This is a genomic window from Acerihabitans sp. TG2 (assembly GCF_035013185.1).
Classification (GTDB): Bacteria; Pseudomonadota; Gammaproteobacteria; order Enterobacterales; family Enterobacteriaceae; genus Acerihabitans.
This window is the reverse complement of the sequence record NZ_JAYGJO010000018.1, coordinates 53,545-69,289: the sequence shown is the minus strand read 5'-3', so window position 1 is coordinate 69,289 and position 15,745 is coordinate 53,545. Positions and strand designations below refer to the sequence as shown.

Annotated in this window: 14 protein-coding genes and 2 pseudogenes; 12 read left to right on the top strand and 4 right to left on the bottom strand. The window is 50.0% G+C overall.

All coding sequences use genetic code 11. From position 1 onward, the window contains the following. Window positions 1-339: 339 nt before the first annotated feature. The 4 genes and pseudogenes from SJI19_RS15960 (at window position 340) to SJI19_RS15945 (ending at window position 3,265) form a co-directional block, all read left to right on the top strand. Window positions 340-609 (top strand): metal-sensing transcriptional repressor, encoded by a 270-nt coding sequence (locus SJI19_RS15960; protein ID WP_323479256.1) that lies wholly within the window; start codon window positions 340-342, stop codon window positions 607-609. 15 nt (window positions 610-624) lie between these two features. After that, the gene (locus SJI19_RS15955) at window positions 625-1,743 is read left to right on the top strand and encodes a nickel/cobalt efflux protein RcnA (protein ID WP_323479255.1); all 1,119 of its coding nucleotides are present in this window, start codon (window positions 625-627) and stop codon (window positions 1,741-1,743) included. Between the two features lie 134 nt (window positions 1,744-1,877). After that, a pseudogene (locus tag SJI19_RS15950) lies at window positions 1,878-2,024 on the top strand (IS110 family transposase); the annotation flags it as partial. A gap of 116 nt (window positions 2,025-2,140) precedes the next feature. Continuing rightward, entirely contained in the window at window positions 2,141-3,265 is a 1,125-nt protein-coding gene (locus SJI19_RS15945; protein WP_323479254.1) for a mechanosensitive ion channel family protein, read from the top strand. 116 nt (window positions 3,266-3,381) lie between these two features. On the opposite strand, the gene SJI19_RS15940 is transcribed toward SJI19_RS15945, so the two are convergent. Continuing rightward, window positions 3,382-3,654: a YdgH/BhsA/McbA-like domain containing protein gene (locus SJI19_RS15940; protein WP_323479253.1), complete on the bottom strand. Its 273-nt coding sequence runs from the start codon at window positions 3,652-3,654 to the stop codon at window positions 3,382-3,384. Between the two features lie 467 nt (window positions 3,655-4,121). On the opposite strand from SJI19_RS15940, the gene rluE reads away from it, so the two are divergent. From rluE to SJI19_RS15900, 8 genes are all read left to right on the top strand, one after another. Then, window positions 4,122-4,763 (top strand): 23S rRNA pseudouridine(2457) synthase RluE, encoded by a 642-nt coding sequence (gene rluE / locus SJI19_RS15935; protein ID WP_323479252.1) that lies wholly within the window; start codon window positions 4,122-4,124, stop codon window positions 4,761-4,763. A gap of 59 nt (window positions 4,764-4,822) precedes the next feature. Next, a complete protein-coding gene (locus SJI19_RS15930) occupies window positions 4,823-5,269 on the top strand; it encodes an NUDIX hydrolase (RefSeq protein ID WP_323479251.1) in 447 nt (148 codons plus the stop codon). Between the two features lie 99 nt (window positions 5,270-5,368). Beyond that, window positions 5,369-6,490: a tRNA 2-thiouridine(34) synthase MnmA gene (mnmA, locus tag SJI19_RS15925; RefSeq protein ID WP_323479286.1), complete on the top strand. Its 1,122-nt coding sequence runs from the start codon at window positions 5,369-5,371 to the stop codon at window positions 6,488-6,490. Window positions 6,491-6,708: 218 nt separating this feature from the next. Further along, window positions 6,709-7,335, top strand: a complete 627-nt coding sequence (gene hflD / locus SJI19_RS15920) for a high frequency lysogenization protein HflD (RefSeq protein WP_323479250.1) — start codon at window positions 6,709-6,711, stop codon at window positions 7,333-7,335. 24 nt (window positions 7,336-7,359) lie between these two features. Then, a complete protein-coding gene (gene purB / locus SJI19_RS15915) occupies window positions 7,360-8,730 on the top strand; it encodes an adenylosuccinate lyase (protein ID WP_323479249.1) in 1,371 nt (456 codons plus the stop codon). A gap of 177 nt (window positions 8,731-8,907) precedes the next feature. After that, on the top strand, window positions 8,908-9,579 hold the full coding sequence (gene phoP, locus SJI19_RS15910; RefSeq protein ID WP_323479248.1) for a two-component system response regulator PhoP: 672 nt from the start codon (window positions 8,908-8,910) through the stop codon (window positions 9,577-9,579). Between the two features lie 5 nt (window positions 9,580-9,584). After that, entirely contained in the window at window positions 9,585-11,051 is a 1,467-nt protein-coding gene (phoQ, locus tag SJI19_RS15905; RefSeq protein WP_323479247.1) for a two-component system sensor histidine kinase PhoQ, read from the top strand. Between the two features lie 153 nt (window positions 11,052-11,204). Further along, the gene (locus SJI19_RS15900; protein ID WP_323479246.1) at window positions 11,205-12,326 is read left to right on the top strand and encodes a cupin domain-containing protein; all 1,122 of its coding nucleotides are present in this window, start codon (window positions 11,205-11,207) and stop codon (window positions 12,324-12,326) included. 89 nt (window positions 12,327-12,415) lie between these two features. On the opposite strand, the gene pepT is transcribed toward SJI19_RS15900, so the two are convergent. The 3 genes and pseudogenes from pepT to cobB form a co-directional block, all read right to left on the bottom strand. After that, entirely contained in the window at window positions 12,416-13,657 is a 1,242-nt protein-coding gene (pepT, locus tag SJI19_RS15895; RefSeq protein ID WP_323479245.1) for a peptidase T, read from the bottom strand. A 190-nt stretch (window positions 13,658-13,847) separates the two neighbouring features. After that, window positions 13,848-14,021 (bottom strand): annotated as a pseudogene (locus SJI19_RS15890) (transposase); the annotation flags it as partial. An 876-nt stretch (window positions 14,022-14,897) separates the two neighbouring features. Continuing rightward, complete coding sequence (cobB, locus tag SJI19_RS15885; protein ID WP_323479244.1) at window positions 14,898-15,728, bottom strand: Sir2 family NAD+-dependent deacetylase; 831 nt, start codon at window positions 15,726-15,728, stop codon at window positions 14,898-14,900. Window positions 15,729-15,745 lie beyond the last annotated feature (17 nt).

Genomic DNA, 15,745 nt, shown 5'->3' with positions numbered 1-15,745 from the left:
GATATGAATGTTAATTTTCGATTACCCTTTGATGATGCCCATTCAACACAAGAAACGTTGTTCGATGCTGCGCATTACCGCATCCCCTTATATCTGGAAGATGGCGTAAACTTAGTGTTGTCAGATTTTGCGGGATTCATCTAGCACGAGCGAACCCGGAGCCTAAGCCCACCGGCAAGGAAACCATCATTCTTAAGCCTGCTCTCAGCATACTGCTGTGAAGGAGGGAGTGACCATCTCATTAAATAAAGCACGTTAAGACGTGCTCTGGTCTTGGCTGAGTGGCAACAATTTCTTTCTTGCTGTAATATCCTATCCCCTAGGATAGGATATTACTCAATGACAACACACACATCACACCCCGACATCGTTAAGCGGCTCAAGCGAGCCGAAGGCCACCTCAAAAGCATCATCACCATGCTGGAAGCGGGGCGCGGATGTCTGGACATTGCCCAACAACTTCAAGCGGTCGAAAGCGCCGTTGGCAACGCCAAGAAAACCTTGATTCATGACCACATCGACCATTGCCTTGAACATGCCGTGCGTGAAGGTACGCAAAGCACGGACGAAACCATTCACGAGTTCAAAGCCATCACCAAATATTTATAAAAGAGGCGCGTTCCTTTGACTGAGTTTTCCACTCTAATGCAGCAAGGCAATGCCTGGCTATTCATACCCAGTGCGATCCTGCTAGGTGCTCTGCACGGCCTTGAACCCGGCCACTCCAAGACCATGATGGCGGCATTCATCGTTGCCATTCGCGGCACGATGACGCAGGCAATTTTGCTGGGGCTGTCCGCGACCCTTTCCCACACTGCGGTCGTGTGGGCCGTCGCCATGGCAGGTTTGTACTTCGGCAGCAACTGGAACGCTGTAGCGACCGAACCCTATTTCCAAGTAGTCTCGGCGGTGCTCATCATTGGCGTGGCGCTATGGATGATCTGGCGCACCTGGCGGCAGCAACGCGCTGGTTTTCACGAGCACAGTCATGACATCGGTCACCACAATGATCAGGCTAAGCACATCGACACGGGTCACGGTGTTGTGCGCCTTGACGTGTTCGAGAATGGCGTTCCGCCTCGCTTTCGTCTATTTAGTGAAAGCAAACACGGACACATCTGGACCGCAGATGTAGTACGGATCGAAACGGAAAGACCGGATGGTAGCAGTCAGGTATTCACCTTCATCCAGCGCGATGGCTTTGTGGAGTCCACGCAGGAAATTCCTGAGCCGCACGAGTTTGTAGCCCGTCTGCGCTTGGGCCATGAGCATCACAGCCACGACTATGACGTTGAGTTCGTTGAGCATGACGACCATCACCACGCCATCAAGGAATATGAAGGACTGGACGTATCGGAACCAGGCTATCAAGACCCGCATGCGCAGGCTCATGCTAATGACATTCGCCACCGTTTTGCCAATCGGGAAGTCACAACCGGCCAGATCATCATGTTCGGTCTGACGGGCGGCCTGATTCCATGCCCGGCTTCGATCACGGTGCTACTGTTGTGCCTGCAACTAAAAAAAATCGCCCTTGGGGCCACCCTTGTGCTGTGTTTTAGTATCGGTTTGGCGCTCACGATGGTCGCCTCTGGTGCGTTGGCAGCCCTGAGTGTGAAGCACGTTTCCAAGCGCTGGGGCGGCTTTGGTGAATTTGCCAGAAAAGCTCCGTATTTTTCGGGCTCGTTGATTGTTTTGGTCGGGCTGTATGTCGGCTATCAAGGCTTGCATGCCTTGATGTGACCATCACGCGAGGTAAGGTTAAACTATGCATCAACTTGGCGTCAGGCGAACGCCGAAATCACGTCATATTAGCGCTATTTCAGGCTGTTTCTGACGTTCTCGGTTCGACTTCTTGGTTTTCAACCGGACACGCCAACCGTAATATCCGTGCACTGCCTGACGAATCGCGTGCCCTTCTCAACGCCATGGTCGTCCTTCGTCGCCAACGGAATCACATGTTGGTCGCCAAGCGTAATCGCCGTTGTCCCTCTCATCCACAGAGCAGAAAAAGCATCGACAACAGGAAAGAAGACCGTTTAGCGGTAAAGTTGCCGCCTCGGGAATTCTGTGCCACCTTTACTAGCAATATAAATAATTATATTCCTCATATTTGCACATCATACTTGGGAGTCACTGAATGGAGACGCTAAGGAATTTAGACCTTTTCCGGCTTATCACCTCCGGCGATTTTTGGCTAAATATTGCCATCATTTTCGCAACCACCATCATATTATATTTGGTCATCACCAAAGTCATTATGTTCACGGGGCAACGGCTCAAAAACTGGAGCGCGGGAAAACACAGTGCCCTGTATAAAATGGCAGTGGGAATGCTGGATAATACCAAAAGGATATTGATTTTTTTCACCGCATTTCTTGTTAGCCTACATTTCATTGAGTTGTCCATTTCTTGGCAAAGCGCAATTGATCACGGTTGGTTTCTGCTCTTTGCAATACAAATTGCCCTTTGGCTGGATAGCGCCCTGAATATCTGGTCACATCATATGATCAACCAACCGGGAGCCGTGCGTAATACCGTTACCATGGTCATTCTCGGTGTCATGATACGGTTGCTGATATGGGCACTGATGTTACTGTCGATACTTGGCAATATCGGGGTCAATATCACCGCATTGGTGGCCAGTCTCGGCGTCGGTGGTATCGCCATCGCCTTAGCAATACAAACTGTGCTTAGCGATGTGTTCGCCTCACTGGCGATTGGTTTTGATAAACCCTTTGTCATTGGCGATTTTGTGGTATTTAACGACATTGCCGGCACCATTGAGCATATCGGTTTAAAGACCACCCGTATCCGTAGCCTGAGCGGTGAGCAGATTGTGTGTGCTAATGCTATTTTGCTCCAGCAAACCATTCATAACTATAAGCGTATGCAGACCCGCCGGATTGTATTTACCTTTGGCCTGGCCTATTCAACGCCACCGGAGAAACTGCGCAACGTAGGTCCAATGCTCAAAAGCATCATCGAGGAAGTAAAAGAAACCAGTTTTGACCGGGCACATTTTTTGTCTTTCGATAATTATCGCCTCACTTTTGAAGTGGTGCATATCGTCGCCAGCGCTGATTATAATCAATATATGGATATTCAGCAGGAGATAAATATCAGGTTGATGGAAGAACTGGAAAAAATGGATATCAAACTGGCAATTCCTACTCAAAACATTCTTTTTACCGAAAAGGAATTCCCGCAGCTTAAAATTCTCGAATCAGGATTAAAAGCCCAAGGGCATGAGGCGCAGGGATAAGATTAACGCCTGAATTTTTAACGAAAACCGAGTGCCACAACACGGATAAATGGCACCCGGATAGGGGGGATTGCGGGTTACCGTTTACCCCCGCTTCGGTGATATATCCTTGGTCATCATCGATAAAGCTGCGCCTCACCGGAATAATTACCAGAATCACCCGAACTGCTAAGCCCAATGACTCGATAGTACGGGGCATGATCTGCATTCGCTTTTTTCTCTAACACATGGTCCGCATGGTCTAATGGCCCTGAAATATCGTAAACCGACACTACGCCGATGCTTTGATGCGCCAACGCTTGCTGTTGATCAATTTCCCGAGATGCTGCCAGGCTACTAAATGAAACACCTGCGATTACCGACGCTACTATATAAGGTATTATCTTCATATTGCATTCCTCTTGTGGATTAATATGTTTTGCTGGTTGATATGTTTAAAACAGTATATCAAAATAAAAACATTCACCACGCTACCATTGTAACTTTGTTTTACTTTCATCGCCGGGCTAGATACATCATAAATAACAACGCAGACAAAATACACAGGTTTTCTTTTTTTTGACAGCCTAATCGCTTGAATGTAATTAGATTATTTCTTGGTTAAAAACCGCTGATTAATTCCATCATCAACGCGATTACAATAATCATAATAAATAGACACTGCTTACTCGTTTTGGCTTATTTTTCTATACATAAATCCAAGAAACATTACCTATATTAACCGATATGTACCCTCGTGGGTGTTGCCCAGCGCAGCACCAAAAAAAATCAGCAGAAAAAATGACTACCATGCTATTGCTGCGTCACTGGCGCTAAAAATCCTGGCCCGACATTCCCTGACTTGCTGTATAATGTTATGAATGATAACAGTAGCATCTACCTTGACGAGTCTCTTATTAAAAATCTCAGCCTTGCACGCTTTAGCCCTCGCCGCCCACCTGCTCCCATGCGGGGACCGCGTCGGGTCATTCTTTTCAACAAGCCGTACGATGTATTGCCGCAGTTTACCGACGATGCTGGCCGCTTAACGCTCAAGCACTATATCCCCATTCCGGATATTTATGCCGCCGGGCGGCTTGACCGGGATAGTGAAGGACTGATTATCCTGACCAACGACGCCAAATTAAAGACCCGCTTAACGCAACCCGGCGAAAAAACCGCTAAAATCTATTATGTACAGGTGGAAGGTGAACCGACGGACGTCGCGTTGAAATCATTACGCACCGGCATCACCTTAAACGACGGTCCGACGTTACCCGCCGGTGCCCAACGGGTTAAGGAACCCCGCTGGCTTTGGGAGCGCATTCCGCCAATCAGGGAACGCAAATCCATCCCTACCTGTTGGCTAAAAATTACGCTTTATGAAGGCAGGAATCGTCAGGTCAGGCGTATGACCGCACACATTGGCCACCCGACGCTACGATTGATTCGTTACCAAATGGCGGAGCACACGTTAGAGGATCTCGCACCGGGAGAGTGGCGCGAAGTCCAGATTTAAGCGAGAACTGATACCCGCCGCCGGGTATCTACCGCATTGTTTAGCGTTAAGGAGCGCGCATGTTTAAGCCGCATGTTACCGTCGCCTGTGTTGTCCAGGCGGAAAACCATTTTCTTATCGTCGAAGAAACTATTCACGGTAATCCACGTTGGAACCAGCCGGCGGGTCATCTGGAAGCAGATGAAACGGTTATCCAGGCCGCGCAACGTGAACTGTGGGAAGAGACCGGCATTCACGCACAACCCCAAGCCCTACTGCGTGTACATCAATGGGTTGCGCCTGACAAAACGCCGTTTCTACGTTTTTTATTTGTTATCGATTTGCCCGCCCGTATCACCGCCATTCCCCAGGACGACGATATTGATCGCTGCCTCTGGCTTACGGCGAATGACATTTTGGCATCGGATCAACTGCGCTCACCGTTGGTAACGCAGAGCATACTCTGCTACCAGCAGGGTCAACGCTATCCCCTTGAGGTCATTAATGCCTTTCAGTGCCCGTTTTAGCACGGAACCGCGCTTGCCACTGCCATGGGGCGGTGGCGCGGCTGGGGTCGATCGTGGTAAAATCCGCCGCCTTATATCATATTGTGTATTACCCCGTTGGTGAGAACCCCCATGTCAGAAAACAGTCAATGTAAAGTGATCGTCGGTATGTCCGGCGGCGTCGATTCCTCCGTTTCTGCCTATTTGCTGCAGTGTCAGGGCTATCAGGTGGAGGGGCTGTTTATGAAAAATTGGGAGGAGGACGACAATGAGGAGTATTGCACCGCAGCCAGTGATTTAGCCGATGCCCAAGCCGTTTGCGATAAACTGGCCATTCCACTGCATACAGTGAATTTCGCCGCCGAATATTGGGACAATGTGTTTGAACTGTTTCTGGCGGAATATAAAGCCGGCCGCACGCCCAATCCTGACGTGCTGTGCAATAAAGAAATTAAGTTCAAAGCGTTCCTTGAGTTCGCCGCCGAGGATCTTGGCGCCGACTTTATCGCCACTGGCCATTATGTGCGCAGGCAAGATCTGATGGGCAAGAGCCGTCTGCTACGTGGACTGGATGATAACAAGGACCAGAGCTATTTCTTATATACCCTTGGCCATGAGCAATTAGCCCGTTGTCTGTTCCCGGTGGGTGAACTGGCCAAGCCGGAAGTGCGTCGCATTGCCGCCGAACTGGGGTTGGTGACCGCCGCCAAAAAAGACTCTACCGGCATCTGTTTTATCGGTGAGCGCCGGTTTAATGAGTTCCTGAGCCGCTATCTGCCCGCGCAACCCGGCCCGATTGTCACCGTCGACGGCCAACCTGTCGGCGAGCATCAAGGATTGATGTACCATACTCTGGGACAACGTAAGGGACTTGGCATCGGCGGCACAAAAGAAGGTAGCGAAGAGCCTTGGTACGTGGTGGACAAATTGGTTGCCGACAACGTGCTGGTCGTCGCTCAAGGTCATGAACATCCGCGCCTGATGTCGGTGGGGCTGATTGCCGGGCAGCTAAACTGGGTGGATCGCCTGCCCTTGGATGCTCCGCTGCGCTGTGTGGTAAAAACCCGTTATCGCCAAGGGGACATTCCCTGCCTGGTTGAGCCCATGGAGGCTGGCACCATCAGGGTACTGTTCGATCAGCCGGTCGCCGCAGTAACGCCTGGTCAATCGGCAGTATTTTACCGTGATGAACTCTGCCTGGGCGGCGGCGTGATTGAAACCCGCCTGCCGTTAGTGGGGTAACGTAACCCCGGCGGAACGCCTTGGCGACCACCGGACAATGCATCACGCCACCTAACGTCACACCGCCGGTGTCCTGATCTGGGTTTACCCGCCATTTTGTGGCATGATCGGCAATTATCATGTCGACGTCCATGAACACCGGAGAGGGGCAAGAGCGCGCATGCCGCTGGCGTATCGTTATGCCTCATGACATATCAGGGACGTGTACAGGAGTCATCTTGGCTAAGAATTATTATGATATTACGCTGGCTTTGGCCGGCATTTGTCAAAGCGCTGCATTGGTTCAGCAACTGGCGAATAAGGGAGGATGCGACGATACGCTGCTTGAGGTGTCATTACGCAGTGTGCTTGATCTTAACCCTCCCTCGACGCTTGCAGTATACGGTAATCAGGCGGTCAACGTGAAGTTAGGCCTTGAGGGGCTATTGGGTATGCTTAATGCCGCGCGCCAAGGTCCCGGAGCCGAACTGACCCGTTACACGCTGAGCCTGATGGTCCTGGAACGTAAGCTGAATGCCAGCACCTCGGCACTCGATGAACTGGGTAAGCGCGTAGATCAATTGCAGCGACAGTTGGCCCATTTTGAGCTCATGTCCGACACCCTTTTTAGTGCAATGGCCGCCATTTATGTCGACGTCATCAGCCCCTTGGGCCCGCGCATTCAGGTGACCGGCAATCCGTCCATGCTACAAAACATCCAGATACAGGCCAAAGTACGCGCCGCGCTACTGGCCGGTATTCGTTCCGCCGTGCTTTGGCAGCAGGTGGGCGGGGGCCGTTTACAATTGATGTTCGGCCGCAATCGCCTAATGAAGCAAGCACAGCACATTCTTGCACTATGTTGAAATTTATCCCAGGAGTTGCAACTGATGGAATTATCCTCACTGACCGCCGTTTCCCCTGTTGACGGCCGCTATGGCGACAAAGTCAGCGCCTTGCGCGCAATTTTCAGTGAATACGGTTTACTGAAATACCGCGTCCAGGTGGAAGTGCGCTGGCTGCAAAAACTGGCTGCTTGCGCAGGGATCACCGAAGTTCCAGCCTTTGATAGCAACGCAAACGGTTACCTCGATGAGATCGTCGCCAATTTCAGCGAGCAGGATGCCGCACGGATTAAAACCATCGAACGCACCACCAATCATGACGTGAAGGCGGTGGAATATTTCCTTAAGGAAAAAGTCGCGACACAGCCGACGTTGCATGCAGTTTCCGAATTTATCCACTTCGCCTGCACATCCGAAGATATTAACAATCTCTCCCATGCGCTGATGTTGCAAACCGCACGCCAGGACGTGATCCTGCCTTATTGGCGGCAAATCATTGATGGCATCAAGGCACTGGCCCGGCTTTACCGCGACATTCCATTGCTGTCACGTACCCACGGCCAACCCGCCACGCCTTCCACGGTGGGCAAAGAAATGGCTAACGTAGCCTACCGTATGGAACGTCAATATCTGCAGCTTTCGCAGGTAGAGATCATGGGGAAAATTAACGGTGCCGTGGGCAACTACAATGCCCACATTGTCGCGTATCCGGCGGTGGATTGGCATCAGTTCAGCGAAGAGTTTGTGACTTCGCTGGGTGTTCGCTGGAATCCCTATACTACACAAATAGAACCTCATGATTATATTGCCGAACTGTTTGATTGCATGGCGCGGTTCAATACTATCCTCATTGATTTTGACCGTGACGTTTGGGGATATATCGCGCTGAACCATTTCAAACAGCGCACCGTCGCCGGCGAGATTGGCTCATCCACCATGCCCCATAAGGTTAATCCGATCGATTTTGAAAATTCAGAAGGCAATCTCGGTATGGCTAACGCTATAATGGGCCATCTGGCGGCAAAACTGCCCATTTCCCGTTGGCAACGGGATCTGACCGATTCTACCGTATTGCGTAATTTGGGTGTTGGCATTGGATACGCCTTAATTGCCTATCAGTCGACACTAAAAGGCGTCAGTAAACTTGAAGTCAACGCCGACCGGTTGCTGGCGGAGTTGGATCAGAACTGGGAAGTACTGGCGGAACCGATCCAGACCGTAATGCGCCGCTATGGGATTGAAAAACCTTATGAAAAACTTAAGGAGCTCACTCGTGGTAAACGCGTTGACGCGGCCGGCATACAGGCTTTCATCGACAGTTTACCGTTACCCGAGGACGAAAAAACCCGGCTTAAGACCTTAACACCGGCAAATTACATTGGTCGGGCTACGACCATGGTGGATGAACTGAAATAATTAACACCTGACGACCGGTTTCCCCTAGACGACTCCGGTTAAAGCTCTGTTTAAGATAAGTTTAGTCTTTCTCTGGGATACTCTCCCAAAAGACGCCCATCAGCAGGGGATTGCTTTTACAGGTTTACTAGGACGAGTAGTTTCGGCTCGTACTGATGCTTTAACTTAGGAGTTGCGATGCGAGTTCTGGTTATAGAAGATAATTCTCTTCTTCGTCATCACCTGACAGTACAAATGCGCGAAATGGGTCATCAGGTCGATGCCGCCGCCGACGCCAAAGAGGCTGATTATTTCTTACATGAGCATCCGGCAGATATTGCCATTGTTGATCTTGGGTTACCCGACGAAGACGGCTTAAGCCTGATCCGTCGGTGGCGGAGCCACCAGGTTAGAATTCCCATTCTGGTGCTCACGGCACGCGAGGGCTGGCAGGATAAGGTCACCGTGCTGGAAGCCGGCGCAGACGATTACGTCACCAAACCTTTTCATCTTGAAGAAGTGGTGGCGAGAATGCAGGCACTGATGCGCCGTAACAGCGGGTTGGCATCGCAGGTCATTACACTGCCGCCGTTCCAAATTGACCTCTCGCGGCGTGAGCTCATGATCAACAATGAACATATTAAACTGACGGCGTTTGAGTATACGATTATCGAGACGTTGATCCGCAATACCGGTAAAGTTGTCAGCAAAGATTCGTTAATGCTGCAACTCTACCCCGACGCAGAACTGCGTGAGAGCCATACTATCGATGTATTGATGGGGCGTTTGCGCAAAAAAATGCAGGTCGATTATCCGGCTGAAGTGATTACAACGGTTCGTGGGCAGGGCTATCGTTTTGATGTTAATTAAGTTTTATGGCTTATTCTTTTTTATATCATAAAAAGCCCTTTTCGCTTCGCGTCAGATTTCTGCTGGCTACCGCCTGCGTGGTCCTGGCGCTATCCCTCTGCTATGGCATGGTGGCAGTCATCGGCTACAGCGTCAGTTTTGATAAAACGTCATTTCGTCTGTTACGTGGCGAGAGCAATCTTTTTTTCAGTCTGGCCCAGTGGAAGGACCATCGACTGACCATTGCGGTTCCCCCCAACATTGACATCAATTTTGCCGCTCTGGTGCTGATTTATGACGACCAGGGGCGCATTCTTTGGCGGCAGCGGTATGTGCCGGCGCTAGAGTCCAGGCTAAAACCGGAGTGGCTGCAAAAGACCGGCTACTTCGAAATGGATACCGATACCCGTACCAGCAGCGCCGTGCTAGGGGACAACCCCAGCGCGCAAAGTCGGTTGAAGGATTTCGACAGCAGCGACAGCAGCGCCCTCACCCACTCGGTGGCCGTCAATCTCTACCCGGCCACCGATCGTCTGCCACCACTGACCATCGTGGTGGTGGATACCATTCCCCACGAGCTACAGCGCACAGATTTAGTGTGGGAGTGGTTCAGCTATGTCTTGTTGGCCAACCTTCTGCTGGTGGTGCCGCTGCTTTGGCTGGCGGCACACTGGAGCTTGCGGCCCATCAAGGATTTAGTCCAACAGGTACGGGAGCTGGAAGGGGGTGAAAGAGAGCGCCTGGATGAAAATCCGCCTCGCGAACTGGGGATACTGGTACGTAACCTGAATATTCTGCTCAATAACGAACGTCAGCGCTACCAAAAATACCGCTCCACACTGGCCGATCTGACTCATAGTCTGAAAACCCCTCTGGCGGTACTGCAAACCACCCTCAGGTCGCTGCGTACCGGCAAGGATACCAATATCGAACAAATCGAGCCGATCATGCTCGAACAAATCAGCCGGATTTCCCAGCAGATTGGTTATTACCTGCATCGCGCTACCGTACATTCCGATCATAATGTGCTCAGCCGCGAACTGCATTCTGTTCCCGCACAACTCGACAGTCTGTGTTCAGCGCTTAACAAGGTCTACCAACGCAAAGGTGTTTCTATTTCATTGGACCTTTCCCCCGAATTAACCTTTATTGGCGAAAAAAACGATTTTATGGAAGTCATGGGCAATATTCTCGATAACGCCTGTAAATACTGCCTGGAATTTGTCGAAGTCAGCGCGCGCGCCAGCGAAAAAGAGCTGCATCTGCTTATTGAGGACGACGGTCCGGGTATTCCTGCGTCCAAGCGCACCCTGATTTTTCAACGTGGACAACGGGCGGATACGTTGCGTCCCGGACAAGGACTGGGGCTGTCAGTGGCGGCAGAAATTCTGGAGCAGTACGATGGCGAGATCATTGTTGGCGATAGCGCCCTGGGCGGCGCATTAGTTGAAGTGGTATTTAAACGTCAGCAAGGTTATCAGGATGATGATTAACTTTCATTAGAGTCAAGAGTAATATATTTCGATAATTAACGGTCGAATCAGAAAATTTCATCTCGTTATTTTGCAGCCTGTCAGATAAATTCCCCTCCGCCATGCCTCCGCTTCCGTTATAATCCAGTCAAGGTCCCTTACGTGGAAAAGGCTATGGAATATCAACTCGATCTTGACTGGAATGATTTTTTACAGCGTTACTGGCAAAAACGACCGGTAATCATCAAACGCGCATTCAAAGATTTTATCGATCCGCTGTCACCGGATGAACTGGCCGGGCTGGCAATGGAAACCGAAGTGGATAGCCGCCTGGTCAGTCACGATGAGGGGCGCTGGCAAGTCAGCCACGGACCGTTCGAGAGTTTCGACCACCTGGGCGAAAATAACTGGTCTTTGCTGGTACAGGCAGTGGACCATTGGCACGAACCATCCGCCGCGCTGATGCGCCCGTTCCGGCAACTGCCCGATTGGCGCATTGATGATTTAATGATTTCTTTTTCCGTACCCGGTGGTGGTGTCGGCCCCCATCTCGATCAATATGATGTTTTTATCATTCAGGGCTCGGGACGGCGTCACTGGCGCGTCGGTGATAAAAAAATACTCAAACAGCTTTGTCCTCATCCCGATTTGCTGCAGGTGGAACCATTCAACGCCATTATTGATGAGGAAATGGAGCCTGGCGATATGCTGTATATCCCACCCGGATTCCCTCATGAAGGCTATTCATTGGAAAACGCCCTTAACTATTCGGTTGGTTTCCGGGCACCAAACGGCCGGGAATTGGTAAGCGGTTTTGCCGATTATGTATTGGCCCAGGAATTGGGCGGCATGCGCTATAGCGATCCGGACGTCACCTTGCGGCCCGATCCAGCTGAAATCCTGCCGGGGGAGATCGACGGGTTACGTAATATGATGCTCGATTTAGTACAGCAACCGGAACAGTTTAATCATTGGTTTGGTGAATTTATTTCCCAATCCCGCCATGAACTGGATCTGGCGCCACCAGAACCGCCCTATCAAGCTGGTGAAATTTATGATTTGCTCCGTCAGGGCGACAAACTGCAACGGCTAGGTGGGCTGCGAGTGGTCAAAATCGGCGCGGAATGTTACGCCAATGGGGAACGGTTGGTGACTGAGCACCAACAAGCGGTCGCGACCCTCGCCAGCGCTAACGTTATCGATGCCGTGCAGCTTGGCGAGGCATTGGACGATGCGTCGTTCCTGGCGCTACTGACTTCGCTTATCAATAACGGTTACTGGTATTTTAAAAACTAATTTTTATCCATTTTAGCACGGCTAAACAACGCGAAAAGACACCCATTTTCGCGTTGTTTACCTTGATAGCTCAATCTGGACGAGCGCCCCTAATGTGATGTTGCCTTCGAACGCAACGCGGTCAGCTCACTGATACGCATAATCACCTGTACCGCTTTTTCCATACCGTCCTGAGAGGCAAATTCATGTTTGCCGTGATAGTTATATCCGCCGGTAAACAGATTCGGACAAGGTAAACCACGGAATGACAGATGAGCGCCATCGGTCCCCCCACGTATCGGTTTCATCACCGGCTCTACCCCACAGTCGCGCACAGCCTGTTGGGCCAGCTCAATAATATGCGGATATTTGGCAACCTGCTCATGCATATTGTAATAACTGTCCTCAATGGACAATTCAATATAGCAATCCGGGTGAAGTCCTTTGCCCAATGTTTCGGCGGCGCTAATCATAAACTGCTTACGTGCTTCAAAATTAAGACGATCAAAATCGCGCACAATATAGTGCATTTCCGCCCGATCGACACTGCCCTTCATGGTGTTCAAATGATAAAAACCCTGGTAACCCTCGGTGGTTTCCGGCGTTTCGTTAACCGGCATTAATTGATGAAACCGTGTGGCGAGGGTCAATGCATTAACCATAACACCCTTGGCAGAACCAGGATGGACATTATTGCCGACGATTTTTACCAGTACCGAGGCAGCATTGAAATTTTCATATTCCAATTCACCGATACCGCCACCGTCCATTGTGTAGGCCCATTCGGCGCCAAAACGTTCAACATCAAAAAACTGCGCGCCTTTGCCAACTTCTTCGTCCGGCGTAAAAGCGATGCGGATGTCACCATGGGGCAGTTGCTGATGTTTGATCCGCACCATCGCCGTGATTATTTCCGCAATACCGGCCTTATCATCGGCGCCTAGCAGGCTTTTACCGTCGGTGGTTATCAGCGTGTGCCCCAACAACTGGTGCAACACCGGGAACATGACCGGCGATAGAATTTCATCACCGTTGCCCAAGGCAATATCGCCGCCACGATAATTTTCCACGATTTGCGGATGGATATGTTTGCCGGAAAAATCCGGCGCAGTGTCCATATGGGAAATAAAACCAATGGTTGGCACCGCCCAGGCGACATTAGAAGGCAACGTGGCCATCAAACAACCATGATCGCTTAACGTCACCTGTTCAAATCCCAACGCGGTCAGCTCATCTTGTAATGCCCGCGCCAGTTTCCACTGTCCTTCGGTACTGGGTACCTGCTTAACCCCTGGTTTCGATTGGGTATCAAAGGAGACATAATTCAGAAAACGATCGAGTAATTTATCCATTTTTTCCGCCTGTCGCATCACTAGCGCCCATTATGGGTAGCGATGATTATCCAAATATTGTGTCAGGTCATTTTTCACTGTTTTGACCGAAAAAAAAGCAAGATTGCCTCAGCGAGATCCGCCGTAAACCCTCGCCCAATGTGAACTGCATCCGCAAATGCGTATTTTGCTGACGAAGCAGACGCGACTAAACCGACTTTACACTATTCACCATCATGCTTACAGCCCGCGTCGGCGGGTAGGCAATCAGCAGGTGTACAGGGTCGCATTCACCGTCCATCTCAATAATTTCACATTCACACTTTTCACACGCGGAACAAAACGCCTCACGTAGCGGCTCAATCATGTGCCCGTCAAAGAGCCTTTAAGTCGCTGTATTCGCCAACGCCGGCATAAATGGCCTCAAATACGGATATTTGATTACCCAGTAACGGACATGTGCGAGCAAAAGTGGCGCGGTATTAGGCGCAGGCATTTTGCGTAACATATACACCAGCCAAAAATAATAAGTCCTTTGGTTATAACCAAAAACATTATTATTAATAATAGAAATTATAGTTGAAAGCATTGTTGGATAAAACGTATTAAATTTACCATTGACATGGACCATTGAAATATATATGTTTGGTTATAACCATTTTATGAAGATTTTGTATGACGTTTTTTTATGTATTGCCAGTAATGGTAGCATTGCATTTTTACTATAAAAATGTAACTGAAAAGAAAACTCCCATAGTGTTTATTAATGTTTTTTGTGTCAGTTTTTTATTGTTCTTTATCGAAATAGTGATTGAAAATTATGATTTTATTGCACAATCGATAACTATTCCACTCAATGGAATCATAGTGATATTATCCGCCAGCATTATTGTGGCAATGGTGGCGATCGTATTTTATTTCAAGAAAGTGTAATGCAGGTAGCTATAAAATCCAAACTTATTTAACGGAATATTTAATTAAAGGAGATATAAATGTTTAGACCACAATTTGGCATCAATGCTAACCCGGCGCCGAACCAACCGAACCAACCAGACCAGAGCAGACCTAACCAGTGGAATTCAAATGGAATTGGGCCCTTAGTGATCGGTGTCGGTGCGAGTTCGATGCGCATGATCCCACCACCTGTAGGCGTAGGGATCACCATTACCGCCGACGTATTGGCTCGAGCAGCAAATCATCTGCCAGTAAATACCCCCATGCCCCATGGATCCCCCCATCGAGGCAAGCGAAACTCCCCCCGTTACCCTCGCTGTGCGGCTAACGCCTCAATAAACTGATCCACATACTTCGGTACACAAACGCTAGCCGGGCCGTAAATATGCTCCTCGAACTGGCTTTGCACATGGCTGGGCTCCAGATTGAGTTCCACCGTTCGGGCACCGCTCAAGCACGCTTCGTGTACAAAACCCGCTGCAGGATAAACATGCCCGGAGGTACCGATAGACAGGAAATAATCAGCATGACCAATAGCCGTGTAGATATCATCCATGCCCAGAGGCATCTCGCCAAACCAGACCACGTGTGGTCGCAGCACGGCGGGAAACTGACAGCAATGGCAACGATCGTGTTCGGTCACGTCTTCAGTCCATTCGAACACCTGACCACTGTTGACACAGCGCACCTTAAGCAACTCGCCGTGCATGTGGATAACGCGTCGACTGCCAGCACGCTCGTGCAAATTATCAATATTTTGCGTCACCAACAAAAAGTGATCGCCCAACACCTGTTCTAGCTCTGCCAACGCCAGATGGGCGGCGTTGGGTTTGATCTCTGGCTGCTGCAACTGGCGACGTCGAGCATTATAAAAAGCCTGTACCAGTTGCGGATCGCGCTGGAAGCCTTCGGGCGTGGCGACGTCTTCAACCCGATGTTCCTCCCACAGACCATCTGCCGCACGGAAGGTACGAATACCGGACTCAGCGGAAACACCCGCTCCGGTTAAGACCACTACAAAAGGTTTTTTCATTTTGGTTACCGCCATGGTGTCACGATGAAAAATACGTGAACGCAAACGCTGTTGCCTTAATCGTTTACTTTTACGAAACTGCATTAACCGGCGATGTATACGCATGCTACTGATTCCTTAAA